Annotated in this window: 23 protein-coding genes; 10 read left to right on the forward strand and 13 right to left on the reverse strand. The window is 38.4% G+C overall.

Annotation, left to right across the window (positions count from 1 at the left end; all coding sequences use genetic code 11):
* Positions 1–41 precede the first annotated feature (41 nt).
* Positions 42–401 (forward strand): hypothetical protein, encoded by a 360-nt coding sequence (locus WJR50_RS18325; RefSeq protein ID WP_341294761.1) that lies wholly within the window; start codon positions 42–44, stop codon positions 399–401.
* Between the two features lie 71 nt (positions 402–472).
* Here WJR50_RS18325 and WJR50_RS18330 read toward each other — a convergent pair whose 3' ends face one another.
* Positions 473–3,907, reverse strand: coding sequence for a DUF7133 domain-containing protein (locus WJR50_RS18330; RefSeq protein ID WP_341294762.1), 3,435 nt, complete (start codon positions 3,905–3,907; stop codon positions 473–475).
* A gap of 311 nt (positions 3,908–4,218) precedes the next feature.
* Between WJR50_RS18330 and WJR50_RS18335 the strand changes: the two genes are divergently transcribed.
* Both WJR50_RS18335 and WJR50_RS18340 read left to right on the forward strand, forming a co-directional pair.
* Positions 4,219–6,264 (forward strand): alginate lyase family protein, encoded by a 2,046-nt coding sequence (locus tag WJR50_RS18335; protein ID WP_341294763.1) that lies wholly within the window; start codon positions 4,219–4,221, stop codon positions 6,262–6,264.
* Positions 6,265–6,811: 547 nt separating this feature from the next.
* Positions 6,812–7,675 carry a 3-keto-disaccharide hydrolase gene (locus WJR50_RS18340; protein ID WP_341294764.1) on the forward strand — a complete coding sequence of 288 codons (864 nt, stop codon included), beginning with the start codon at positions 6,812–6,814 and terminating at the stop codon, positions 7,673–7,675.
* Between the two features lie 28 nt (positions 7,676–7,703).
* On the opposite strand, the gene WJR50_RS18345 is transcribed toward WJR50_RS18340, so the two are convergent.
* Together WJR50_RS18345 and WJR50_RS18350 are read right to left on the reverse strand one after the other, a co-directional pair.
* Positions 7,704–7,970, reverse strand: coding sequence for a hypothetical protein (locus tag WJR50_RS18345; RefSeq protein WP_341294765.1), 267 nt, complete (start codon positions 7,968–7,970; stop codon positions 7,704–7,706).
* 67 nt (positions 7,971–8,037) lie between these two features.
* Positions 8,038–8,394, reverse strand: a complete 357-nt coding sequence (locus WJR50_RS18350; protein ID WP_341294766.1) for a SpoIIAA family protein — start codon at positions 8,392–8,394, stop codon at positions 8,038–8,040.
* 575 nt (positions 8,395–8,969) lie between these two features.
* Here WJR50_RS18350 and WJR50_RS18355 point away from each other — a divergent pair.
* Positions 8,970–9,374 carry a DUF6265 family protein gene (locus WJR50_RS18355; RefSeq protein ID WP_341294767.1) on the forward strand — a complete coding sequence of 135 codons (405 nt, stop codon included), beginning with the start codon at positions 8,970–8,972 and terminating at the stop codon, positions 9,372–9,374.
* Between the two features lie 54 nt (positions 9,375–9,428).
* Here the strand turns inward: WJR50_RS18355 and WJR50_RS18360 are convergent, their stop codons facing one another.
* Both WJR50_RS18360 and WJR50_RS18365 read right to left on the reverse strand, forming a co-directional pair.
* Positions 9,429–10,718, reverse strand: a complete 1,290-nt coding sequence (locus WJR50_RS18360; protein ID WP_341294768.1) for an Nramp family divalent metal transporter — start codon at positions 10,716–10,718, stop codon at positions 9,429–9,431.
* Between the two features lie 3 nt (positions 10,719–10,721).
* The gene (locus tag WJR50_RS18365) at positions 10,722–11,705 is read right to left on the reverse strand and encodes a sugar phosphate isomerase/epimerase family protein (RefSeq protein ID WP_341294769.1); all 984 of its coding nucleotides are present in this window, start codon (positions 11,703–11,705) and stop codon (positions 10,722–10,724) included.
* 202 nt (positions 11,706–11,907) lie between these two features.
* Here WJR50_RS18365 and WJR50_RS18370 point away from each other — a divergent pair, with 202 nt between their 5' ends.
* Positions 11,908–13,617, forward strand: coding sequence for an FAD-dependent oxidoreductase (locus tag WJR50_RS18370; protein ID WP_341294770.1), 1,710 nt, complete (start codon positions 11,908–11,910; stop codon positions 13,615–13,617).
* On the opposite strand, the gene WJR50_RS18375 is transcribed toward WJR50_RS18370, so the two are convergent.
* The 4 genes from WJR50_RS18375 to WJR50_RS18390 all read right to left on the reverse strand — a co-directional run bounded on the left by WJR50_RS18375 (position 13,618) and on the right by WJR50_RS18390 (position 17,055).
* Positions 13,618–14,280: a response regulator gene (locus tag WJR50_RS18375; RefSeq protein WP_341294771.1), complete on the reverse strand. Its 663-nt coding sequence runs from the start codon at positions 14,278–14,280 to the stop codon at positions 13,618–13,620.
* Entirely contained in the window at positions 14,261–15,058 is a 798-nt protein-coding gene (locus WJR50_RS18380; RefSeq protein WP_341294772.1) for a sensor histidine kinase, read from the reverse strand. The genes WJR50_RS18375 and WJR50_RS18380 overlap by 20 nt, the downstream gene beginning before the upstream one ends.
* A gap of 653 nt (positions 15,059–15,711) precedes the next feature.
* A complete protein-coding gene (locus WJR50_RS18385; RefSeq protein ID WP_341294773.1) occupies positions 15,712–15,939 on the reverse strand; it encodes a hypothetical protein in 228 nt (75 codons plus the stop codon).
* A gap of 441 nt (positions 15,940–16,380) precedes the next feature.
* A complete protein-coding gene (locus WJR50_RS18390) occupies positions 16,381–17,055 on the reverse strand; it encodes a GDSL-type esterase/lipase family protein (protein ID WP_341294774.1) in 675 nt (224 codons plus the stop codon).
* Positions 17,056–17,185: 130 nt separating this feature from the next.
* On the opposite strand from WJR50_RS18390, the gene WJR50_RS18395 reads away from it, so the two are divergent.
* Positions 17,186–18,496 carry an enolase C-terminal domain-like protein gene (locus WJR50_RS18395; protein WP_341294775.1) on the forward strand — a complete coding sequence of 437 codons (1,311 nt, stop codon included), beginning with the start codon at positions 17,186–17,188 and terminating at the stop codon, positions 18,494–18,496.
* A gap of 53 nt (positions 18,497–18,549) precedes the next feature.
* Here WJR50_RS18395 and WJR50_RS18400 read toward each other — a convergent pair whose 3' ends face one another.
* Both WJR50_RS18400 and WJR50_RS18405 read right to left on the reverse strand, forming a co-directional pair.
* Entirely contained in the window at positions 18,550–20,151 is a 1,602-nt protein-coding gene (locus WJR50_RS18400; RefSeq protein WP_341294776.1) for a SulP family inorganic anion transporter, read from the reverse strand.
* 145 nt (positions 20,152–20,296) lie between these two features.
* Positions 20,297–20,668 (reverse strand): hypothetical protein, encoded by a 372-nt coding sequence (locus WJR50_RS18405; protein WP_341294777.1) that lies wholly within the window; start codon positions 20,666–20,668, stop codon positions 20,297–20,299.
* A 486-nt stretch (positions 20,669–21,154) separates the two neighbouring features.
* On the opposite strand from WJR50_RS18405, the gene WJR50_RS18410 reads away from it, so the two are divergent.
* From WJR50_RS18410 to WJR50_RS18425, 4 genes are all read left to right on the forward strand, one after another.
* On the forward strand, positions 21,155–22,225 hold the full coding sequence (locus WJR50_RS18410) for a LacI family DNA-binding transcriptional regulator (RefSeq protein ID WP_341294778.1): 1,071 nt from the start codon (positions 21,155–21,157) through the stop codon (positions 22,223–22,225).
* A 201-nt stretch (positions 22,226–22,426) separates the two neighbouring features.
* Positions 22,427–23,620 carry an Nramp family divalent metal transporter gene (locus WJR50_RS18415; protein ID WP_341294779.1) on the forward strand — a complete coding sequence of 398 codons (1,194 nt, stop codon included), beginning with the start codon at positions 22,427–22,429 and terminating at the stop codon, positions 23,618–23,620.
* A gap of 6 nt (positions 23,621–23,626) precedes the next feature.
* The gene (locus WJR50_RS18420) at positions 23,627–24,643 is read left to right on the forward strand and encodes an NAD-dependent epimerase/dehydratase family protein (protein WP_341294780.1); all 1,017 of its coding nucleotides are present in this window, start codon (positions 23,627–23,629) and stop codon (positions 24,641–24,643) included.
* Positions 24,644–24,646: 3 nt separating this feature from the next.
* Entirely contained in the window at positions 24,647–25,708 is a 1,062-nt protein-coding gene (locus tag WJR50_RS18425; RefSeq protein ID WP_341294781.1) for a dihydrodipicolinate synthase family protein, read from the forward strand.
* Here the strand turns inward: WJR50_RS18425 and WJR50_RS18430 are convergent.
* On the reverse strand, positions 25,658–26,512 hold the full coding sequence (locus WJR50_RS18430; protein ID WP_341294792.1) for an IS3 family transposase: 855 nt from the start codon (positions 26,510–26,512) through the stop codon (positions 25,658–25,660). The two genes, WJR50_RS18425 and WJR50_RS18430, sit on opposite strands and share 51 nt — an antisense overlap.
* A 2-nt stretch (positions 26,513–26,514) precedes the next feature.
* Entirely contained in the window at positions 26,515–26,958 is a 444-nt protein-coding gene (locus WJR50_RS18435) for a DUF1153 domain-containing protein (protein ID WP_341294793.1), read from the reverse strand.
* Positions 26,959–26,999 lie beyond the last annotated feature (41 nt).

Here is a 26,999-nt window from a genome sequence, read left to right on the forward strand (position 1 = left end):
ACTGCTTACTTTTGCTTCTACCTGTTTTTTTATATGTAAGCTTGAGTGAAATCTATATGAGTTTTTCTGATGAGTCTGGATTAAGAGATTGGTGGCAAGATTTTTTTATCTTATTTATCCAACTATTTCAAGCAGGCGGCATTGTTTTGATATTCACTCTTATTGTATTGTTTCATCTTGTCCAGTTGCTGGCTAGGGTGGTATTCAGATTCAAAATCAACGGGCTTTTATTAGGAAGCGTATTGGGCAGTGTAATTGCAGTTCTTTTTCTTGTTATTAGCAAGGGGGATACTGTTTGGATGGTTTACCTTCCTTTACTTATCTTTTTTATGGGGTTAAGTTTCGGCCTATTTCATCAGATAATACTCAATTATAGATTAAGGATGAAAAGCAATTTCTAAAGCACAATACTAGTAGGTTTGCTAAAGTAGAAGAAGGAAATCAAAACGTTGATTTCCTTCTTCTCTTTTATTTACATGTGATCATCTTTAAGTGTAGCCAGTAAGCTGACCAGGTCACGAATTTCCTTTTTGGTAAGGAAGTTTTTCATGTCCGGCATACTGGAAGCCGCATTATTTCGCTTTACGATCTGATCTTTTACGATCGTAGTGTCTGGTTGATTGCCAATTTTTAAGGTGATTTCATCCTCGGTTTCTCCCTGGTAGATACCGCTGACGGTTTCTCCGCCTTCCATTTCAAGGGTTACTACCCCAAAGCCGGGAGCCAGACGAGCACTGGGATTGATTAAAGCTTCTAATAGCTGTTCACGACTGAGTCTTTCACCTACACCATTAAGTCTTGGACCAGCACTACCACCGTAGTCCCCATAGGCATGGCAGCGTAGACATTGAGCAGTAGGATGTCTGTATAGAAGGCTTCGGCCACGATCAGGATCACCTCCGTATAATGCGGCCTGGTAAGATGCAAGCTGCTCATTGGGAGATTTGGAGGATTGAATCTCATCAAACCTGATTTTCAGGTCCTCAGAATGAGTGCTGTCAATGGCTTCTGCCAACTCTAATTGGATTTCATACGGTAGGTTTCCTTCTTCCAGATTTGCCAGCAATCTATTGAAAGTATCTTCTGAATTTTCCAGCGCCACATTACCTAATGTTAGCAATGCTGCCTGCTTTTCTTCCGTAGTCCTTTTATCAATGACTTCAGATAAGAGTACTACTTTCAACTCATCTGAGATTTCCATATCATTCATCAGATCCAGTCCGGCTACTCTCACCATCTTTTCACTGTCAGTCAGTGCCTCTTCTATCGCCTGATCCATCTGATCGGTGTTCATGGCAGCCAGTGTTCTCAGGGCAGCTACCCTTACCTCAGGATCAGCATCATTCTGTAAGACTGCCATCAGACGATTACTACCGTTTTTAATATTGAGCTTACCTATGGCCTTAGTAGCACTCAAGCGGATAGGAGTCTCTGAGCTGGCAGTAAGGTTGATCAAAGCATCACTGGCTTTCATCCTCACCTCAGCAGGATCTCTTTGAATCTCTCCTCTGTATCTTCCGGTCACTCTGTCCAGCACAGAAGGTTTGGCCCAGGTACTCAGAGCAGCTACCGCTTCGGCCCTCATCTCAGCAGGGGCAGAATTTCGTAAAGCATAATCAATCAGGTTCTGCATGGCTTCTTCAGTACCTACTCTGAGGTTGGCATTGATCGCTCTTCTGATGAGTGCTTCATTGATGAATCTTTCTTTTTGCAGCACATCTCCCAAAGCAGGCAGGGCAGGCTCAATAGAGAAGTCATCATTGATGGCGCGGGCGGCTTCAGTGACAATAAGCTCATCCTCATCGTCCAGGAAGTTGGTGATGCCGGCATCACCCATTCTTCTCAGTGCCAGTACCGCCCCCATTCTTACCGCTCTTGAAGGATGATCGTGCAGGTCTACTACAGCTTCTACATTATTGATTCTGGCCAGTGCCAGGCTGGCAGCATGCCGGATGTAGGCATCCTCATCAGCATTGGCTTCCAGCAGGCTGATCAAAGGTTGTACGGCATCAGCATAGGCGATTCTTCCCAGGGCTTCGGCAGCAAAGAAACGGGCACGAGCATAATCATCATCCAGCAGAGGGATAAGTTCATCACCTGCTTCCTGATAACGGATATCACCCAGCCACTTGGCCGCCTGAGCTCTGATCTCGGAGTCGGAGTCCTGCAGCAGAGCAACTAAGGGTTGGGCATAGCTGAGGTCCTGCATGCGAGCCAGTTGGGCCAGTCCCCAGATGCTGTTGACTCTGGCAAGTTGGTTATCGGTTTGAGCGATATTCTCTTCAAAGACAGCAGCCCCGTCATCACCACGCTTGGCCAGTTCAAACTGTGCTTTCTGACGTACCCTCAGATCAGGGTTTTTAAGTAATTCGCTCAGGCGATTTTCAGGGTATTCAGTAAAGTCTGCTGGTAAAATCTCAGCAGTTTGTTGCCGCTCAGCCCAGCTATCTCCACCGGGAGCATCCAATTTCCAGACTCTACCGTAGTCCTTGGTACCCCATCCGTCAATCCAGTCAGCTACATACATACTGCCATCAGGACCAAAGTCAAGACCAGTAGCTAATACATTACCTAAAATTTTCTCGGATTCCGCTAATTCAAAAGTTGCTCCCTTGGGCTTGAGTTTGAAGGCGTGGACACCCGAACGGGCTGGGTTACCGACAAATTCAGCTACGAAAAAAGTGTTTTTCCATTTGGGACTAAGCGCAGTTCCTGGATTGTACAGCATTCCCGTAGGTCCGTTTACGAAATTTTTGATCGTAGGCGTGATGTAAGCCGCCTGGCCTTCAAAACGAGGTTTGTACAATTCCTCATCCATCCAAACTTTGTATTCGTTATTATCAGGATCGCGATATTTTCCAAACTGCCAGTTGGTACGCCAGCCCGTATCAGAACCGTTTACCAGATAAACCAGTCTTTCGCTTTCACCGGGATGGTCACCATCATTATCCTGGCTGATCAGGTTACCATATTCATCAAAGACAAACTCATGGGTATTGCGAACTCCCATGGCGAAAACTTCAAAGTCGGAGCCATCGGGATTGGCTCTTACAATCACCCCACGGTTAGGGTACTTCCATTCTTTACCATCTGGGCCAACACCATTGAAACCAATATCACCAATTCCCCAATATATCCTGCCATCGGGTCCCATCTCCAGGCCTGACATGCCGTGTCCACCAAACCCAATGTGGATACCAAATCCATGAGCAATAGAGGTTTTATCATCGGCTATACCATCACCATTCGTATCCATCACTCTCCACATATCGGGCCCAACCCCAACAAAGACGTCATCTCCGTAAGCCATCACAGCTCCGGCAACATCTGTTACTTCATCATGAAAATCTTCAACCATGAGCTGAGAAAAATCAGCCAGACCATCACCATCTTTATCTTCTAGCCTGAAAATATTTTCTTTCTCTACAGTCATATCTCTCCAGTCGTGTGAACCATCTCCATTAAGGTCTGCCAGCCACTCATTTTTGGCACTATTTTCAGGAGAAAGGGTCTTGCGAAGAAATGCTCTTTTGTCTTCAATGGTTTGCAAGGAAATAGATTCAATCTCCCAATCCTGATGACCACGAATGTCAAACTCAGAGTTTTTCTGACGATTAGTTCTGGAATAAAATAAGCGACCTTTATCATCCACATCTATAGAGATAGGGTCAGCAACCAATGAATCTACCGCCCAAAGCTTAAGTGTGAGGCCTTCCGAAAGTTCGGGAGTTACCAGTGACTCAATTTTGCTGGCCATTTGAGAAGCTTCCTGAGCGCTCATTTCTTTGATTCTCAAATCAGTGGGCTCTTCATTATTACAACCTGTTACACTTAAGAACAGGAAAGTTGAAGTAGCCATTATGAAGAATGAAGTCCTTGATAGAAAAGGTAAATTTGTCTGTTTCATCTAGATTGTCTTGTAAATTAATTTAAGGATTACTGAATAATAAACATCGTATTAATCAGTGCATTACAATCAAATTAAGTTAGAATATTAAAGCTTAAATAAGTCATTTCCCAGACAATTTCCTTTTTTATCACCCTCAGTATCTTTTGTAAATAAAATGTGGGTAAGTTAATATATGCCTGACAGAAAAAGAGGATTCAATCCATTGAAATTATTTTTCTATTTGAAAGTTTGATCCGCAGACTGTGATCAGTTTATATTTTAATTATTATAGCTTTATCCTAAAACGCTCAAAAACACACAGTAAAATCATGTACTTCATTAGCAGAACTATTTTTTTGATTGTCATCACAGTTACAGTTTCAGGAAAAGTACTCGCCCAGAAAAGTTGGCAGGAGATTATCACCGTAGAAGACCTTTATATATCTTATTCCGAAACGTTAGAAGAAATGCTCAACCAACTTATTCTTGACTACCCTGGTCTGGAAAAGGTAAAAGCGGCTAAGGAGAAGGGAAAGATGGTTGATGCCAGTAAATATCTGCTGGAATATTATCAAAGCAACAATAGAGCAGAAGAATACAGAAGAACACAGCCTTCAGTATCTGATAAAACAATTGCAGAAGCAGATACTATTTTAAAGAATGTTTTTATCGTGCAAAATGTGAGAGGGCAGGTGCCTTATGGAGATGATGGTCATCGTGACTGGTACTACAAAGGACCAAATAATGATAGAGAATGGGCATGGCTTTCCAACCGACACAGTCAGATCGTCAGCGTACTTGACACCTACTTTGAGACAGGCAACCCGAAGTACGCGGAATACATAGACATGTTCCTGAGAGATTTTATCATCAAAAGCATGCCTTATCCCGCTGAAAAAAGTAGTACTTCTGTGTGGAGAGGTCTTGAAGTGGCTGCCCGGGCCAAAGTTTGGACACGTATTTTTTATAGCATGATTAACAGCGATTATTTGTCACCCGCTACCAAATTACTGATATTAAGCAGCTTGCCAGATCATGCCCATTACAACAGAAATTTTCATGGAGGCAATAATTGGCTAACGATGGAGATATCGGCGTTAGCAACAGTAGCTGCATACTTTCCGGAATACCAAAAGTCTGATGAATGGATGGATTATGCCATTGCACAAATGACAGCAAGCATGAAAGATCAGGTGTATCCTGATGGCGTACAGACGGAGTTAACTTCTCACTATCACAATGTCTCATTACGTAATTTTGAGCTCTTTCAGGATATCTGCCAAAAAGCTGATAAACAGCTCCCTCAATTTTTCAATCAGACCATTGAAGCGATGTACAGTTACATTGCGCATGCCGTTCGGCCCAGTGGATTTCGTATTTTGAATAATGATGGAGACCGGGGAAGTGACAGAGAAATTATTTTAAGCGGTGCAGAAACATACAATCATCCCGAGTGGGAATATATCATTACGAATGGAAAATCAGGTAAAGCCCCTACCGATGGACCTTCGTACTTTTTTCCCTGGGCGGGTCAACTCATCTCAAGAAGTGGGTACGATGCTGATGCCCATTGGTCTTTTTTTGACATAGGTCCCTGGGGAAGTGGGCACCAGCACAATGATAAACTGCATATCTCAATTTCTGCATATGGTAGAGATCTGCTGGTTGATGCAGGGAGGTTTGCCTATACCGGTGAAGTAGCAGAGAAATTCAGATCTTATGCCAGAGGAAGTGAGGGGCACAATATCATTTTGATAGATGATGAAGGACAGGAGGGAGGTCCAACGCATGCTCAGAAGCCTCTAAGTGATAGATACTACAAAATTAGCGAAGACTTTGATTACGCTTCCGGCTCATTTGATGAATTTGAAGACACAGAAGAAGTAAAACATAGTAGGGCTATCTTATATGTAAGAGGAGAGTTCTGGGTGGTAGTAGACAAAATTAATACGAACAAGCCAAGAAAAGTTGATGCACTGTGGCACTGGCACCCTGAAAGTATCCCCATTCAGGAAGATTCCATTGTTAAAACTGAGAATACCAGAGGAAATCTGGCAGTGATTCCGATTAGCGGTCATAAGTTTGACATTAATTTTGTAAAAGGACAGGAACAACCTGAAATTCAGGGATGGTACAGTCCGGAGTACAATCTTTATGAGCCAAATATTACCAGCTTCTACACAACCAATATTAAAGAAAGTAGCACTTTGGTGTGGTTGCTATTACCCACAGAAAATGAGCTTCCTAATTATAAAGCTAGCGTCATATCAGAAGAGGACAATGTAGTAAATGTAGAAGTACAAATTGAAGAGCATAAATGGCAGCTTTCAATCCCATTTGAAAATAGCGTTGGCGCAAAATTGGTAATGGAGTAACACTGAAATATTATTTAAGCCAAATTTATAAAAATTGAAGGTTTTTTTTTAAAAGTGACTGATTGAAAAAATACAATTTATATGCTGTTAAAAGCATTATATGCGAAAATAAATTTGAATAATGATAATTTATAGAATTCAATAATTGCAAATAAAAATAAAATTTAATAAAATATTTTTATATTTTGAACCAATTTGATAGGTTTGATGTAATTAAGTTGATAATACGTTATCAATATTAAAAATGTAGGGTGATGAAACAGGCAGACATGCCCTCCCGTCTCGAGGGTGGAGACAACGGTATAAATACTGACCTACATCAGTACTAACCGCTCCGTGGAGGTTCGACCCCTTCCCCTACAGCAATTAAACCATAGGCAAGCTGAAAAGCTTGCCTTTTTTTTGCTCCCTATTACTTATATTTTTTCTTGTTTAATAGATACGTAATGGAGAAATTACTGGCTTGTAAGTACACAACTGTATTCTGACTATGCCAATCACCCAAAAACGCTCAACTAAATTTTTCTCCAAAATTTATAGTTATTTTTTGCTATACCTTGTCCTGTCCCTGGTTTGGGGATGTAATCAAAGACCGGAAAAAGAAAATGGAATAAACAATACAGCACATCAGGAAAATTGGATACCAATTTTTAATGGAAAAGATATAGATGACTGGATTGTAAAAATACACCATCATGAAACAGGAGCGAATTACGCCAATACTTTTAGGGTAGAAGATGGAATTTTAAAAGTCAGATATGATGATTATGAAGGTGATTTTAATGATCAGTTTGGTCATCTGTATTACAAACAACCCTATTCCTATTATAAACTCAGAATGGAATACCGCTTTGTCGGCGAATTACATCCCGGTGCACCTGAATATACGCTTAGAAACAGTGGCGTCATGTTTCATTCACAGGATCCTCGCACTATGCCCAAAGAACAAAACTGGCCTATCTCAGTAGAAATGCAGTTTCTAGGAGGTTTGGGTGATGGAAATCCCCGGCCTACCGGAAACATGTGTTCTCCCGGAACAGAGGTTATCTATCAGGGTGAGATGGATCCTCGGCATTGTATTAATTCTAGTTCTGAAACTTACGAAGGTGATCAGTGGGTGAAAGCTGAACTTATCGTCTTGGGCGATTCATTGATTACTCATTTGATCAATGGAGATACAGTATTGCAGTACACCAAGCCTCAAATAGGAGGGGGCGTAGTGGAAGGATTTGATGAAGAAATTAAGCAGGATGGCAAATTTCTGAAAGAAGGCTTTATCGCCATGCAAAGCGAAGGTCAGCCGATAGATTTCAGAAATATAGAGTTGCTGAATCTGGAAGGTTGTATGAACTCCCAATCAGCAAACTACAAAGCTTATTATGTCAAATCCAGTCCGGATAAATGTGAGTAGGGCAACCATAGATTGGTATGATCAATAGTTAACAATCGCAGCTGAAATCATCAATGTGGGCATATTTAGGAGCGTAGATAGCATCTATTTTCACCACATTTTCCAGCGGCACTTCTTCACCTGAAGAAGTTGAAATAGAATTACCATGATCATTTTTCCATTTTTCTATAATAATGGTCATTACTGTAATGAACTCATGAATATCAGTAAAGTACTGAAGCTTGACGTACTTTTTTTGCTGAATTGATTCTTCCAGGTATTGCTCAAAAGCAGTGGTACTTGTTATATAACTCATCGTTAAAAAATCAAACCTGTTTTAAATGTATACGTTTAAAACAGGTTTAGAAAATGAATAATTCACACTAATTTTCAATCCAGTCTAATGCTTTGTATTTTTCAGAGAAGTGAAACACTTTAAGATTGATAGACTTTGAATGTTCAGCTAGTTTGGAGGCTTCGGCCAACCAGTCTTTAGAAGTAACCACTGCTACTTTACTAAAATCATCCATGGTACCAAGATTTACCTCTAAAAAGTCAAACAAGGTATCAACTGTAAAATCATTCATTTCAACATGTTCAACGAATAAATTTAATTTTTTGAATGCCTTGAGTTTTTCTTTCATACCTGGAAGCATTGGGATGATGTCACCCTCACTAAAATTTTCATCAAGGCGTAAACCGACAACATTGCCTCGCTGGGTTTTAATTGATTCAACCATTCTTTTCTGGGTTTAAATAATTTACTGGTGCTGCAGTTCAAAAAAATATTTTGATAAATTTAACTTAAAGTACCATAAATATTTAAATTTTTTTAAAAAAAGAATGATTTGAGTCATTTTTATGAATGATTTTTATCACTGTCAATATTTGCCCTCTTTTTTTGCTAAAGAATAACTTGATAATGATCGTTTTAAATGTTCAAACATCAAAATATTTGGTTAGTGAAAATCACAACTTGCAAATCTATATGAAAGTGGAGAATAAGTAATTAATAATAAAATTCTTGAACAACAGGAATTACAGAATAACTGAAAATTTGACAACACGATTTATCAAACGCTTACAGTATGTTTGATATGAAAAAGTATTTTTAGAAAATTAGCGATCATTTTTTTCAACGTATATGATATTGTGATATATAAACATTGCTATTCTTATAAATTCACTATGTTTGGTTTTTCTAAATATTATTAAGACATACACTCAAATGAAAAGATTCTCTTTCCTAAGCTTATGCTTATTGATTATTACTTCAACCACCTTATGCGCTCAGAACGCTGGTAGGCTGTCTGACATGGAATTTATAGCAGGACACTGGCAAACCACCAAAGATGGTAGAATGATAGAGGCATTCTGGACCGAAGCGGAAGGAGACAATATGGTGGGAGTAGTTCGCATGATCCACGAAGGTAAAGCCACACTCTACGAAATGTTTGCTATTGAAATGACCGATTCAGGTCTGGAATTAAAGGTTAAGCATTTCAAACCAGGACTGGTGGGTTTGGAAGAGAAAGATAAATTTGATCACTACACTTTTCTGGAAAGCAGAAAGGATAGTGCAATATTTGAAAAACAGGGGGCTGATGTGAGGGTATTGTACGAAAAGCGACCCGGGAAAAAGTTTGCTATTGCCATTGGTAAGGAGGAAAATGGAGCATGGAAGTATGAGGATTTCTGGGTATTTAGTAAGATGAATTAAAAGGCAGAATTTGAACTTGTACATAGGCACCATTCATAAGATTGTGCCTATGTTTTATATTAGCTCTCCCAAAGCCACTATTCCAGTATAAGAAATAACACAGGCGAAGATCAGGGCAGTGAGCAACCCGATATTCAGACCTATTCCAGCTTTGTGTTCGCCCATCAGTTCTTTGCGGTTGACTAGGTAAAAGATACAGGCAATTACCAGAGGTAACACAAATACCCCTGCTACCTGAGTTACAATTTGCGCCGCAATTGGATTGGCGCCTAGAATGGGAACTGTAAGCCCCATCAGGCAGGCTATTCCAGTTAATACTCTGAACCTGGTAGAGGCAGTGTCGAGCTCGCCGTCACGATAGTCAGCAACCAATAGCGGTGCTACCATCAAAATAGGGAAAATTGAAGATAGACCTGCACTTAGAGCTCCTACCATGAATACCACTACAGCAAATTTACCGGCCACTGGTTCCAACGTATTGACCATATCCAAAACTTTCTCAATAGTTTTTCCTTCATAAAACATAGCTCCGGTTGCAGCTGCCATGATGGAGATGTTGATGACAAACATAAGAATTGCCGAAGTTAAAGCATCTTTAGATTGCTCGCGGGTATGCTCACTGTTCCAGCCTTTTCCTTTCATCAGAAGTGGACGGACTACAAAAGTAGGAGCAGCCATAGTGGTTCCTACAAAAGCAGCAACAAGTAGTTTGCCACCTGTCACTTCGGGGATGCTGGGTACCAGCCCTTTAACGATATCGGTAGGCTGAGGGAAAACCACAAAAAGAGAAATCATAAAAGAGAGTCCCATCAGCGTTACAAAGACTATCAGTACTTTTTCAAAGAAAGAATACCTGCCTACCCATAACAAAGCATACATGATCAGAATAATGGCAATGGCGATTCCTAGCACTACCCAGTAATTTTCTGCTGGTAAGCCAGGAAAAAAGAGGTGGACTGTTTCATAAATGGCGTTAGAGCTCAATCCCAGTATCCCGGAAAGCGAATTCCACTGGGCGATGATAATCCCAATTACAACCAGCATTGCTATAAGTTTCCCAGCTTTGAGTTTCGTTTTGAAGCTATAAATAGAAGTTAGGCCGGTAACAACCGCAAAACGTCCGTACGCTTCCATCAGTACCCAGGAAAATATACAGCTAAGCAAAAGCACCCAAACCAGCTGCATACCGAACTGGCTACCAGCTTTTGCCATAGAAGTTACACTGCCTGTACCAATAGTATAGCCAATACAGAAAATGCCCGGTCCGATACTGAGCAAGGCAAGCCATATTTTCTGAAGGAAAGAAGGCCTGCTTTCTTGAGGTATTGTTTTTTTGGTAGACATGGATTAAGGCTTGGTAATGAAACCCTGCGCTCTAAGATAATCAAGACTCTTCTGCATATTGTCAAAGGCCTGCTCCTCGTTATCCACTGCCTGTAACTCAATGGCTATGTAAGGTACGTCATGAGCTGACATGATGCTAAATACCTCAGCAAAAGGAAGCGGGTTTTCCATGAGGGTTGTTTGCGCCTGACCGTTTTGGGCTGATTTTAAATGAATGTAATACAGATTATTGGCATGCTCTTCCAAAAAAAGTTTTACACTTTCGGCAGATGGATGTACACGGGACACACTGAAAGGGTTAGCGGTATCAAACTGCCAGCCAACATTTTCGTTGGTACGGCTAAATAGGTCAGCAATGCCCTTATACTCACCATCTTTTCCAAAAAAAGACTCGGAAGCATTTTCAATAACATACTGAAGTCCGTTTTCCTGAGCAACAGCAGCAGCGCTATCTGCGAAAAGTACAAGCTGATCAAGCTCTTCCTGTGTCCATCCTTCTTTAGCAGTATCAGCAGTAAATTCAGCGAAACTCCCAAGAGAACGGAAAAAGCCTGGCCCTTCAAATACGGCAGCATTTTTCACCCCTTTGTCAAAAGTTGACCAAAAGTCTGCATCCAGAATACCTTTCTGAATGGCATAGCTTACTTCTATCTCTTTTTGGATGGCATAATCTGCGATTTCCTGAGCTTCTTCCAGGCTTAAGACTGCATCAGGATCTCTAAGCTCTATCCAGGAATAGCCTTCCGCTGCCGCATAATCAATTAGCTTTTTTGAATTTTCCAGGTTGACTGGCATGACCGGCAAAAAATTCTGGGTAGTGAAGCCCAATTTTAAATTCTGATAGTCAGTAAACTGTAGTTTATCAGAAACGGTATTATCATTCTCACCAGAAGTGGTACTCGTTTGACAGGAAATGAGGAAAACAATAAGGTTGAAACATAAGAAATTGAGTAAGTAATGCTTGTTGAAGTTAGGTTGGTTGTTCATAGGTAGTGTAATCTTTTCAAAAAAGAAATATACATTAGATTTAGCTAAATAACTTTTTTATGGTTCATAATTTCAGCATACTCAGGCTTAGTGCTATCGTAATAGCTAAAATTAGCAGTATATTAAATAGTACCTATGGAATTTAGTTGAAAGCAACTATTTTAGCTTCCTGAATTTCATTTGTATGTCAATATTTTAATCCATGAATAGAAGAAATTTTTTAGGCCTGGTAGGAATCGGTAGTGGAATGGCTATATATAATCCACTGAGTAGTGAACCAAATGTATATCATCAAAATATAAACGCATTTCAAAATGCTAAAGAATTAAAAGCAGATGTGGTCATTGCTGGCGGAGGCTTAGGAGGATGCGCTGCTGCTTTGAGTGCACTTCGGGATGGTCTGAAAGTAATAATGACAGAGGAAACGGATTGGATTGGTGGGCAGATGACACAGCAGGGGGTACCGCCTGACGAACATCAGTGGATTGAATCTCATGGAGCCACGCAGCTTTATCGTGATTATCGTACTGCAATCAGAGATTATTACAAACAGTATTACCCTCTGACGAAAGAGGCCAAACAACGTGAATATCTTAACCCTGGAGACGGGGCTGTATCTCGTTTGTGTCACGAGCCAAAAGTAGCACTTGCAGTATTGGAAAATATTCTCGCACCTTATTTAAGCTCAAGACAGCTGATACTTTTATTAGATTATAAAGCAGTAGAAGCTGATGTAAGCGGAGATCATGTAGAAAGTTTAACTGTTAAGCACCTCCCTTCATCCAATCAAGTAGTATTGACAGCTCCTTATTTTGTGGATGCCACTGAACTAGGCGACTTACTGCCTTTGAGTGGAACCGAGTATGTAACTGGTGCTGAATCCAAAACTCAGACACAGGAACTGCATGCAGCTGAGAAGGCTGAACCTAACAATCAACAGGCCTTTACCATGTGCTTTGCCATGGATCATGTGCCAGGTGAAAATCACATGATTGAGCAACCTAAAGATTATAATTTCTGGAAAAACCATGTCCCCAAGCTAAGTCCACCATGGTCGGGTAAACTACTTTCTCTAAGCTATTCTAATCCATCAACGCTGGAACCTAAAGAACTCGGCTTTCATCCCCTAGGAGTACCCACCGGAGATAAGCTAAATCTCTGGAATTACAGGAGAATCATCAATAAGAATAATTTTGTAAAAGGAATGTACCCTGGCGACATTACGATTGTCAACTGGCCACAAAATGATTACATGCTGGGAAGTTTGATAGATGTCAGTGATACAGAATTTAATAAACATGTAGAAGCGAGTAAGCAGCTTAGTCTATCTCTGTTTTACTGGTTACAAACTGAGGTCCCTAGACCAGATGGCGGTCAGGGATGGCCTGGCTTAAGATTAAGAGGGGATGTAATGGGCACTGAGGATGGTATGGCAAAATATCCTTATGTCAGAGAATCAAGAAGGATAAAAGCAGAATTCACAGTTTTGGAAGAACATGTGGGAGCCGCTAACCGAGCTTTGGTAACCGGAAAAACTGATGGAAATACCGCTGCCTCATTTGATGATAGCGTTGGTATCGGATATTATCATATTGATTTGCATCCCAGTACCGGAGGAGATAATTATATTGATTTTGGCTCATTACCATTTCAAATACCACTGGGTTCTCTCATTCCTCAGAGAATGAAAAATCTATTACCAGCAAACAAAAATATTGGTACAACTCACATTACGAATGGCTGTTATCGTTTACACCCGGTTGAATGGAGTATTGGTGAAGCTGTAGGCTTATTGGTGAGTTATTCATTAGATAAGAATATTCCGCCAACAGCAGTTAGAAAAAATCAACTTATTGATTTTCAAAACAAAGTTAGGAAACATGGTATTGAAACTTATTGGCCGGATGCGTAGTCAGTCTATCTTTATGATTCCGTTTTTTAAGGCATATATCACAAGGCCTACGCGGTTTTTTACCTGTAGCTTCTCAAATAAGGACTCACGGTATCCATCTATGGTACGGGGAGATAAGCACATTTTGTCAGCAATCTCCCGGTAGGTGAGTTCTGTAGCGATGTACTGCATAAACTCAAGTTCTCTTTCATTCAGGTTTATTTTGCTTTCTTTTAGCTTTGATTCATTATGAATATTATTAATCAAAACCTGGCTTACAAAAGCAGAGTGATAGAAACCGTTATCTGAAAGTTGAGTTAGCGCAGCATGTAGCTCTTTTGGTTCTGCATCCTTTAGAATATACCCTTTTGCTCCTGATTTAAGCATTTGAATGATGGATAACTCGTCATCATTCATAGATAAAGCCAATACTTTAATGTTGGGAAAATGATTTTTTAACCATTCAGCAGTTTCATATCCGTCCATCACTGGCATGCTGATATCCAGTAATACTATGTCAGGAACCTGAACTTGCTGTATCTTTTCAATAAGATGCTTACCATTATCGGCTTCGTAACATACATGGAAGCCTGAAAAACCATTGATCAATTCCACGATACCTTTCCTAAAAAGGGTATGGTCATCTACAAGGGCTACTGAAATATTATTGTTCTTGGCTTGCATAGGGCAATGTAATAATTATTAACGTTCCCTGCTGATGGGAGGGGGTGGTAAAATTAATATTAGCACCAATCAGCCTGGCTCTGTGAATTATGTTTCCCAGGCCAGTACCAGCTTTTTCTTTGGCTAAGATAAAGTCAAAGCCAATTCCATCATCCTGAAAATAAATTAATAATTCTTCTTCCTTGAAATCAAATCGGACAGTTATCTTTTTTGCTGCAGCATGTTTGATGATATTACTAAGAATCTCCTGAGATATTCTAAAAAGAATTAATTTTTTTTGGTCATCAAGTACTTTCAAATCTCCTTCCGTGGTGATTTCAGTGGTGTAAAGGCCAGTTTTATTGATATAATCAAGTTCACGCTCAATTGCTTGTGGAAGATTTTGCTTCAGTATGAATTCTGAGTTTAGACTTTTTGACAAGCTTCTAAGATCCTGTATAGATTTGCTGATCAGTTCTTTAGTAGTCTTTATTTTTTCTTCAAACTGTTCATTGCCCTGCTGCTGTAGCGTGCTCAGATTGAGCTTAGCCAATGACAAGACCTGACCTATGTTATCGTGTATTTCCTGAGAGAGTGTATTGAGTGTTTGCTCCTTCATTTCAAGTTGTGCTTTGAGGATTTCCTGCTTATAGTTATTTTCTATTTCTTTCTTATCACGGACGTATTTGTGGTGCTGATTCTGGTGAATGAAGATGAAAGCAATAATAAAAGAAGTAACGAGCAATAAGAAAGTAGTTGCAGCAATTACAATCTGTATCTCTCCGGCAATGGCTTGCATAAAAGTCCTATAAATAAATAAATGCACATGAGGAGGAAAATGAAATTATGAAGTTGCCACAGAAGGCTTATTCTTTCAATTTTTTGAAGCGTTAAATAACTATAAGTAATAAAGATAAAAAAGCTTCCTGAGTAATATGTGAAAATACCAGTTACGTACCAAAAAATTCTTGATTTTGCTATGTTAGAAGTCACTGGATTTTTTAGTTTCTTCAAATAATAGAACAAGCAGTACATTACAAGAATAAAACTTGCAACGCCATAAGTAATACTGTTGAAAGTATTAATGCCATCTCCCCAGTATAGGTTTGCCAGAAAGAAAACAATGAAAAAAACTAGAATGAGTTTAGTAACGTCCCTGACACGTTCTGCAGAAAAAACGGAGTGAAAAAATAAAGATAAAATAATAAAGGAAAGTATGCAGTTGAGATCGTATATGAATAAATTGTTTTTGGTCAATATCTGATCATATACAATTGCTACGGTATTCAGTACTGCCTGGATTAGGATATACCACAAAATATAATCTCTCCTCCAGGCCTCATTTTTTTTGAATAAGCTAAAAAAGAGAAGAAGAAGAGGAGAGATAGTGTCTAGGTAAACGAAGATCTCACTAATTTTCATACACACATTTCTTACAACGATTACACTAAATCAAGGGCATCCGGGAGGGCGTGGGCAACCGAGCATGCTTACGCTACTTACTTTTTCTCGTGTACTGTTTACTACTTCAGCCTTCACCTCAGATTTGAAAACTTTTTCTCCATCCTGAGTGAAGTTAAGTGTAATTGAAACAGACAAATCCGAACCCTGAATTTTTGGATCGTTTACCAAATCCTTAATGTCTTGTAAGGAAAAGACATATTCTGAATGAACTGCCATTTTGTACTTAGTTTTAGTGGATTGATGCTGTAATAAAGTTTAAAAAATTAAAAGATTAAAGCTGGTAAGAAATACGCAAATACTTCTGTAGGTTCTAACTATTTGGTTCTCAATTTACAAGAGTAAGTAGGTAATTACTGTTAAGGTTTTTTTCTTTAAAAAAAGGGTAAAACAATCACAATGCGAGGTTATTTTTACCCTTTTAATACAGTTGAATTCCCCCTTGATTAAGCAGTTTTAATAATTGAAATTTATGAAAAGCTTCATTCAAGCTTAATAGATTGTTAAGTTGTTGAGCAGTTCAATAAAGATATTTCAAGTTGATACATTTTGAATATCTGAATTTGCTTTGAAATATCACTGAAGTTTAAGAACATCCTTAAATAGGATAGAGGCCACCGTCAGCAGGTGCAGGGGCTTGCTGCTTGGTGGCCTTTGATTTTATTTGTTTACATAGGGAGCCAACACTTCGTGCCAGATCTGATACCCCTTCTCATTCATATGAAGGTTATCTTCTACAAAAATATCGGTGAATACTTTCCCATTTTCGTCTAAAGCAGGATTCCATACATCGGCAAACTCGGTATTTTCCTGTTCAGCCGCATAATCCTTCAGCAAAGCATTCAATTCTTCATATTGTTCCTTAAGCTCCCAGCGTGCTACACTAGGTTTGGGAGAAATAAAAACGACAGGAGTTTCTCCCAGATTTTTTCTAATTTTTTTCCGCAGTTTTTTGGCTCTTTTCAAAACTGTCATTGGTTTTTCTCCTTTAGCTAAATCATTATCTCCTTCATAGATGAATATTTTAGAGGGTTGATAAGGATAAATTACACGATCTGAATAATATAAAAGGTCTATAAAGTCAGAACCACCAAAGCCTCTGTTTAGAACTCGTTTAGAGGGAAAGTATTCACCCACATCCTGCCACTTTGCAATAGAGGAACTCCCTACAAAGAGAATGGCACCAGGTTCTACCTTAGATTTTGCATCCTGTTCTTCAAATTTTTGTATAGTTGATTCCCATCTTTCAGGACCTTCTTCCTGAGCATATGTATTGAATGAACATAAAGTCAATGCAATGAGGAAAGCCAAAGTTTTGATTAGATTGTTTTGCATGTGCATAATGATAAAGATTAGAATTACATATCTGCAATTTAGTTTTACTTGTCCATATTATTAATTTTGAACATACACGATTTTAAGATAAAGCACAAACCTAGAACAATACTCAATCTACCCAATGAATATGACTGATCGGCTCAATAAATTACAAGTTCAGAATACAGATTCTAACTTTGAAAGAGAAGCATTAATCCGCCCTTTTGGGTTTAAAGGAGGATATTTAACGGAATTGTGGCAAACTATTGCAGGGCTGGAAAGTGCTTCAGGTAAACAGAGTTATGGACTGGCTACTCAGAGTGTACTTTACGGAGATGCAGATTTATTTGCAGCGCACTCCGAATCCAGCGGAAATGCCCTGATGTATATTCTTACTGAAAAAGCACTTCAACTCATTAAAGAAACTCCATTTAGTGATCCGGTTGACTTGCAGGATAAAATTATACCACAACTCATGAATGAAGGGCGTGAGATTACCCGAAAAGAAAATCTCAATATGAATTTCCTTTATAATGCATTGGTAAGTGTGGATAATGCTGCCTGGTTACTTTATGCTGCTGAACATGAGATTAATGATTTTGCTCAGATGATTCCTCCTGCATACCGTGAAGCACTAGCTGGAAAAAACGATAAAATAGCAATCATGTATCAAGTGCCTTACGGAATGCCTCTTAAAGAAGTGGAAGAAGCTGTGGACTCAGGTTATTTTGTCATTAAAATCAAAACGGGACAGCCAGGAAATGAAGCTGAAATGTTAGAGAAGGACATGAATCGTTTTACCGAAATTCATGAACTTTTAAAAAACAAACGTACCGAGCAGACTGATGATGGTAAACTCATTTATACACTTGATGCAAACGGACGATATCATCAAAAAGAAAGTATTGAGCGATTTGTAGCGCATGCAAAAAAGTTAGGCGCGCTGGATCAGATATTGGTTTATGAAGAACCCTTCCATGAGTCCAATGCTGACAATGTTAGTGATCTTGGAATAAGAATAGCTGCTGACGAAAGCATACATGATGAAAACGATGCGATAAAAAAAATTGATCAGGGTTATTCTGCTTTCGTACTGAAAGGTATTGCCAAAACACTCAGTCAATCTTTAAAGATGGCTAAGCTGGCAAAAGAAAGAAATGTTCCCTGTTTATGCGCTGACCTTACCGTAAATCCTATTCTGGTGAATTGGCATAAAAACCTGGCAGCGCATCTTCCTCCTTTTCCAGGATTGAATAAGATGGGTATGATGGAAACAAATGGCGATGTGAATTATACCAATTGGGAACAGATGTTTAACGCACAGCCTTATGCTAATGCTTCATGGAATGAAAGAAAAGAGGGAGTTTTTAAACTGAATGATGATTTTTATCAGAAAAGTGGGGGAATTTTTGAGCCCTCTCCTCATTATCAAAATTTACTGACTTTAAACAAAAGATAAAAAAATCCTCATCATATTAGTTGATGAGGATTTTGAATTTTTAGTGTTAATGATTAGCCTCTTTTTTCAGCATTGGCCATGACTTGAGAAGGAATCTTTTCTGCTTTGGGGGCATAAAGTCCTTTGACTGTCAAATCAATGTTTCGCTCAATTGCATTGATTTTGAAGTCTTCTATTATTTCATATACATCATAATGCATATAGTGTGTATTGCTTGCATCAATTTCCACAATTGAGTCATTCGGGATTTTTGCAAGGTACTGCAAAATACTTGCTTTGTTCAGAAATGTTACTTCCTGAGCCAACTCCAACCTGATAACTGGTTTGTCATCCTTATTCAGAGTTTTCATGATATAAGGAATACGGAAGTTGTTGTAGATAATAAACATGATGGCCACTACCAACCCAATACATAATCCAACAAGAAGATCAGTAAACACAATACCAACTATAGTCACTAAAAAAGGAATGAACTGACCTCTTCCTTGCTTAGACATTTTCTTAAATAATGAAGGCTTGGCAAGTTTGTACCCCACTACAAATAAGATGGCAGCAAGTGTAGCAAGCGGAATCAAATTCAATAAATTAGGTATAAGAATAATACTTCCCAAGAGGAAGAAACCATGAATAACAGCCGATGCTTTGGTTTTACCCCCAGACTGAATATTGGCAGAGCTACGCACAATCACCTGAGTAATAGGTAATCCGCCTATCATTCCAGAAATGATATTTCCAACACCCTGTGCTTTTAATTCGCGATTGGTAGGAGTTACTCTTTTGTACGTATCCAGTTTGTCAGTAGCTTCCACACACAATAGGGTTTCAAGACTTGCTACCACAGCAATCACTATAGCAGTGATATATATTTGAGGGTTGGTCAGTGCACTGAAGTCGGGAAATGAAAAGTTACCAATAAAACCACTAAAGCTTTCAGCCAATGGCACATTTACTACCTGCTCACTAGTGAGACGTAATGAAGGAAATGAATCAAAACACAATGTCAGAAGTACCCCAGTAATCACAGCAATAAGGGGGCCGGGTAGGAGTTGAAAAACTTTCTGCTTTTTCATAAAACTCGTTTCCCATAGCAGCAATATAGCTAGTGATACTACAGTAATAATGATAGCGCCGGGCGATATATAATTGAGCATATTGATAAGCTCAGAGAACGTGTTTTCACCATCTGGCTGTTGAAAAGCCAAATCACCTTCGTAGTCAGCATCATAACCAAAAGCATGCGGTATTTGCTTAAAGAAAATGATAATACCTATAGCCGCCAGCATTCCCATGATGACAGAAGATGGAAAATAGTAAGCTATAATTCCTCCACGGGCAAAACCCATCAAAATCTGTATAACACCTGCTATTACTACTGAGACAAGGAAAATCTCAAAAGACCCTAAGTCTTCAATTGCAGTAAAAACAATAACTGCCAGTCCGGCTGCCGGTCCACTGACTCCTAATGGTGATCCACTTAAAGACCCCACCACTATTCCTCCTACGATTCCAGCAATTAAACCTGAGAATAAAGGTGCACCTGATGCAAGTGCTATTCCCAAACACAAAGGCATGGCGACCAAAAAGACCACAATACTTGCCGGAATGTCCTTGTTAAAGTTTTTAAATGGATTAAAATTTCTTTCAGTTGAGTTCATGTTTATGCTTAATTACAAATTATGATAGTATGATGGACTATGAATCCATGTCTGCTCTGTATGCTTATCATGTATTACAGAACAATTAATGTACAGTAGGCATGCCAGAATTAACGTAGAGATGCCAATTAAAGTAATGTAGAGATTATACTAATTTGGGTGGGGGAGTACGTAACTTGGATTCAATTCCTTGTAGATGATTGAGGTATAAAACATATAAAGCTGCCTCATCATAAGCAGCTACAGTTAATGAAAATGAATCTGATAAAGTAAATTCTTTTAAGGATTCAGTTTCCTCTTTTTCGTTTTCTTGTCCCTCCCTATTCTCTTCACCTTCCATGTTCATGTCTTCCATCTCTATAACCTGTGATTGCTCGTAGGTGCATTTGATATTATTTAAAATACTTGAAGTAAGCGCATAAAAAGAAGGGCCGGTGAAAATGAGCACCAGTAAAATAGAAATAACTCTAGTCAATTGATGGCTGAGAATATAATAATTTGACTTGGTTAAATTCATTCACTTAAAGTTCGGAACTTGTTGAGTATAAAGTTTGAATTTATTAGAAGATACAAATTCAAAGAAAAAATTTCAATAAATTTAAAATGCTTTGATAAAATATACTCGTTGTTACGACAAAAATTGTCAATTTGTTAAGGAATAGCTAATTATTATTGAGGATATTCTTACAACTTTCAAATTAAAGACTTGTTCATCCATTTGTTGGAATAAAAGCTTAGTAAAGCTTCTTAGTCTCAGACATTAGAATTATTTTTATAAATTTAGGAGCAAATAAACTTAAGTAATTACACAATAATCTATGAGCATTGTATCTGATCTCTCACCTAATTTATTAAGAAATATTTATCTTTTTTTCCAGAATTCACCTTGCTCTTAGTTATATCAATAGTACTAACTCCTTGTATTAAGTGTAAGTTCACTGAACAATTTTATTTCTTTATTATACTGCGATAGAAATTATTAATCAAACCTTTCTGAATGAACATGAATCATAAAAATACTGAAGCCCCAAAAGTGGGTGTAAAAGAAATTGCCAGAAGGGCAAATGTATCAATTGCAACGGTAGACAGAGTGATTCATAACCGGAATGGGGTGTCAGAGGAGACTAAGAGAAAAATACAGCAGATTATCAAAGACATTGATTATCAACCTAATATACTTGCAAGCAGACTAGCTTCTAAAAAAGTGTATGAACTTGCAGTGTTAATACCTGATGTGTCATCCGAAACTATCTATTGGGAAGCTCCTTTAAACGGAATAGCTAAGGCCGAAACTGAAATATCTAAATACGGTATCAATATTCGTAAGTACCTTTATGATTTAAGTGATAAAGGATCTTTTCTGAGATTGGCGGAAAAAATACTATGTGAAAAAACTGATGGTATATTAATGGCACCTTCTTTTATAGATGAGGCTACAGAATTTTCATTAAGATGTAAAGAGAAAAACATTCCTTTTGTATTTATCAACTCAGATATTCCTAACCTTCAAAGTCTCTGCTACATTGGTCCTGAGCTTTTTCAAAGCGGGTACCTGGCTGCGCATCTTCTTAGTTATGGCGTTAATGACGATGCCAAAATATTAGTGGTTAACATATCACGTGAAATTGATCATCACCACCACCTTTTACGCAAGGAAGAAGGCTTTAGAAAATATTTTGAAGAACATCAAAGACAGAACACAATAATCAAGATTGATGTATTACAAACTGAATACGAAGCTATTCAGAACTCTCTTATCAAAGTATTTGATAAACATCCGGATATACAGGCTATTTTTACTACAAACTCTAGAGTAGGGGCAGTAGGGCACTTTGTGGAGGTTTACAATAAAACCAACCTCCTGATCATAGGGTATGACTTTCTTCAGGATAATATTGATTTATTAAAAAGAGATACGATTGATTTTTTAATTTGCCAAAAACCGGAAGAACAAGGTTACCGCGGCATCATGTCTTTATATCATCACCTGGTTTTGTCTACTGAGATTGAAAAAAATTACTACATGCCCATTGATATTATCACTAAAGAAAATTATAATTTTTATACAAACTGAATAATCAAGGTTGAACCAGACCGTATTTTATTTCTGTCTTGAAATTTTTTGATGAAGAGTTTTTATTAATTTCGGGTACGTACACGAATTTGCTGACTAAAATACATTTATAAACTAATACTCAACTAAGATTCAATCATTCTAAGTATCATTAATGGGATACAATAAATTTTACATTACGATTATAATTTCAGGTACTCAATGAGAAGTATTTTTAAATATCTAGGGCCTGGAATCATTACTGCTGCATTAGTTTTTGGTCCTGGTAGTCTTACCATTACCTCAAAGCTGGGTTCACTTTATGCATACCATCACATCTGGGTGATCCTATTAGCTATTTTTTTTATGGTCATATTTACTGAAATGGGAGCAAGAATCGGAATTGCAACAGATTCCTCTTTGCTTGAAATTATTAAAGAAAAATGGGGGTATCCTGCTTCAGTGATATTGGGTCTTGGTATTTTTGCTATCACAGCATCATTTCAGGCTGGTAATACCGTGGGAGCAAGTTTGGCATTCGCAGAATTATTCAATACCAATGTAGAACCCTGGGTATTGGTATTTACTTTTATGGCAGTAAGCTTACTATTTTTCAGATCATTTTACAAAGTACTGGAAAAAGTGATGATAGGATTGGTTGGTCTTATGCTGATATCCTTTTTGCTCACCTTACTATTGGCTTCGCCAAATTTGAGTGAACTGTTATTAGGGGTAGTGCCTAGCTTACCTGAGGGCTCTGAAGTGTTAACCATTGCATTGATTGCTTCAAGTTTTTCTGTAGTTGGCGCATTTTATCAGGCTTATTTGGTTAAAGAAAAGGGGTGGAGAAAAGAGCAGATAGAGCAGGGGAAAAGGGAAGCCATCACTGGTGTAATGGTTCTGGGAATGATTTCACTCTTTATACTTGTAAATGCTGCAGCTATACTTTTTCCCAAAGGAATACAGGTTAATTCTGCCACCGATATGGGGTTGGCATTAGAACCTTTATATGGAAATACTGCAACGGTTATTTTCATGATGGGGTTATTCGGTGCATCATTTTCATCACTCATTGGTAATGCTACTATTGGAGGCTCACTTTTAGCAGATGCATTTGCAATGGGCAATCAATTAAAATCTCCAAAAGTAAGGATAATGATCATGTTGGTTATGTTGATTGGTGCTGGAATAGCATTTAGATTCGGTCGCTTACCGCTAGAGTTAATTGTTTTCGCACAGGCAATCACCATCATTATTGCTCCCCTGGTAGGCATTGCACTTTTGGTATTAGCAAATGACAAGTCTAGAATGGGTAAATTCAAAAATGGAATTTGGAAGAATATAGGCGCGGTAATAGGCCTGATTCTTCTTTTATTTTTATCAGGTAGTCAGATTTACTTACAATTTATTAGATAATTCAATATGGAAGATTTAGTAAAACTGGAAGAAGAAATACTGGCACCATCTCAGGACCTGATAGACGATATGAAAAGTCTTGATGGAGATATACTGATTTTGGGAGTTGGAGGTAAAATGGGACCGAGTCTGGCCATATTGGCTAAGCGAGCATTGTTCGCTTCTGGAAAAAACAATGAAGTGATTGGTGTCTCCCGTTTTTCAGATAGTAAAGTACAGAGTGAACTAGAAAATAAAGGGATTACTACGCTCAAAGCAGATCTGTTAGATGAACAGGCGTTAAATAGTTTACCTGAAACCAAAAATATCATTTTCATGGCGGGTACTAAATTTGGTACCCAGGGAAACGAATCATTTACCTGGGCAATGAATGCCTATCTACCTGGAAGAGTAGCAGAAAAATTTAAAAAATCTAATATTGTAGTCTTTTCAACTGGTAATGTTTATCCATTTGTAACGCTTTATTCTGGAGGAGCTACTGAAGAAACCACTCCAGATCCGGTTGGTGAGTATGCACAATCTTGTTTAGGAAGAGAAAGAATATTTGAACATTTTTCCAAACTGTATCAAATTCCAATGCTTATTTATCGGTTAAATTATGCTGTGGATTTTAGGTATGGCGTATTAGTTGAAATTGCAAAATCAGTTTTGGAGGATAAAGAAATTGATTTAACTACGGGGCATGCCAATGTTATATGGCAGGGAGATGCCAATGAATATGCTTTGCGTTCTTTAAATTATTGTACAAATCCTCCTACCAAGTTGAATATCACTGGCCCAGAAACAGTATCAATACGTTGGGCAACAGAGGAATTTGGTAGACTGTTCAATAAAACTCCCAGATTTGTTAACCACGAACAAACAACCGCATTGTTAAATAACGCTTCAACAGCTCATAAGCTTTTTGGCTACCCCAAAGTGAGCTTAAAAACTATGATAAACATAGTCGCTACTTGGTTAAGTAAGGGGGGCGAAACAATTAACAAACCAACACATTTTCAAGAGCGAAAAGGTACTTTTTAATTTATGAAAACACTTCAACCTGAAATCAAAAAATTACTTTTAGAAGGTACTGTGATACCAGCACATCCACTTGCTTTGAACGGCCAAAGAAATATGGATGAATGTAGGCAACGCGCACTTACACGCTATTATATAGACAGTGGGGCAGGAGGTATTGCGGTAGGAGTTCATACTACCCAATTTGAAATCAGGGAAAAAGAATTTAAACTCTTCCAGCCAGTATTATCTCTGGCTTCAGAAGAAGTACAAAACGCGAATCTGAACAGACCATTTATTAAAGTTGCGGGCATTGTAGGGCCAACTGACCAAGCACTTAAAGAGGCTGAAATAGCTGTAAATTTTGGTTATGATTTGGGATTAGTAAGTAATGGTGGTTTAGCAGGTTTATCTGAAGCAGAATTAATAAAGAGGACAGAAAAAATTGCTGAACTAATACCTGTGTTTGGATTCTATTTACAGCCTGCTGTAGGAGGAAAGGTTTTTAGTTTTGAGTTTTGGAAAGATTTTGCACAAATTCCTAATGTACAAGCGATTAAAATGGCTCCATTCAACCGTTACCAGACGCTGGACGTTGTTAGAGCAGTTTGTCATGCATCACGCTATCAGGATATAGCCTTATATACTGGCAATGATGATAATATTGTTGCTGATCTACTTACTACTTATCGTTTTAATATTGATGGTAAGATGAGAGAAAAAGCTATTGTAGGTGGATTACTTGGTCACTGGGCAGTATGGACAAGATCAGCAGTTAAATTATTAGAAGAAATCAAAAATGTTAAAAAAAGTGGCAATTCAGTTCCTTGTGATTTGCTCACCAAAGGCATAGCTGTAACTGATAGTAATGCCGCTTTTTTTGATTCAGCTAATCACTACAAAGGTTGTATTGCTGGAATCCACGAGGTGTTAAGAAGGCAGGGATTACTGGAAGGAACATGGTGCTTAAATCCAGAAGAATGCATGTCTGACGGTCAAAGTGAAGAAATAAGCAGAGTTTATCATGACTATCCCGAGCTAAACGATGATGAGTTTGTGATAAAAAATCTGGAAAAATGGCTTCGTTAAATAGCATAAGACATGTGGTCTTAAGTGATTATAATTATGTATAGCTTTTTTGGTAGCGTGGTAAGCCTGGTGAAAAGAAGGAAAACCACTCTCAAGTAGAAATTCATGTTTTAATGTCAGGTTAGTTCTTTCCGCCAGAGCATTCTCATAGGGATCAGGAGATTCAGTCATAGAGACCATAATCTCATTGTTCTCTAATAAATGAATGTATTGATGGCAGCAGTACTGGATGCCCCGGTCAGAATGATGAATAAGTGGAGTAGGGGAGTCATCCTCTTTTTGGCATAATGCCATATCTAGCGCCATCAATGGCCCCCGGGCATGCAAAGTTGGATGTAGATTCCAACCAATGATCTTGCGAGAGAACGCATCGGTAATTAAGCTCAGATAACTAAAACGATTGCCAGTTCTAATGTAGGTGATATCAGACACCCAAAGTTCGTTGATTCTAGATGGTTCAAAATCCTGAGTGAGGTTTTCAAACTTTCTATATCCATGCTCTGAATAGGTGGTTTTAGCCCGTAAAGCTTTAGTTTTGACGAGCATATCTCTCTTTTTGAGGATTTCATGCAGTTTATCACGGCCACACTTAATGCCATTTTCTTGGCGAAAAGATACCATCATATAATGCAGTTTAAGTGTACCTACGCGAGGAAGTTTCTCTCGGATGTCTTTTACTTCTGCGATAATTTCTTCTTCAATATCGTCCTTAAGATGCTTCTGCTTTATAGCTTTATAATACGCATAACGTGTCAAACCAAACAGTCCACAAAGAACTTGAAGTCCTTTGAGTGGATAGCGTATTTTTAGTTTTTTGACTGCTTGGCTCCAGGCTTTTTTCCGATTTTGATGTTAAATTCTTCCTCAGCCACTTCAATCATCGTTTTATAGGCCTCAGCCTTTAACTGAGCCAATTCATTTTCTTTTTTCATCAGCCTAAGCTGCTTTTCAAGTTCCTTAATCTTCTGTTTATCTTTCAAATTAGCTTTAGTGTTACTTTTATTTTTAGTCATGTGATCTGGATTTATATAGGGTTGAACAAAGTATTTCTCGTGCCAACGCATCCATCGGTATAGTAATTTACTGGAAATGTGGTACTTATGGCAAGCCTGCTCTTCAGAAAGTAGCCCAGCCTGAACATATTGTACCGCTTGTTTTTTAGTTCTTAGCGAATAGTATTTTGAAGTGATCATGCTTAAATGGTTGATTAATAAAGAGTTACCAGTAGGTGTGTTGACTAATTTTCGGATGCGCCATCAAGTTCAATAATTATTGTTATGTTAAATAGATT

Origin of the sequence: Catalinimonas locisalis (assembly GCF_038039535.1) — a bacterium.
Classification (GTDB): Bacteria; Bacteroidota; Bacteroidia; order Cytophagales; family Cyclobacteriaceae; genus Catalinimonas.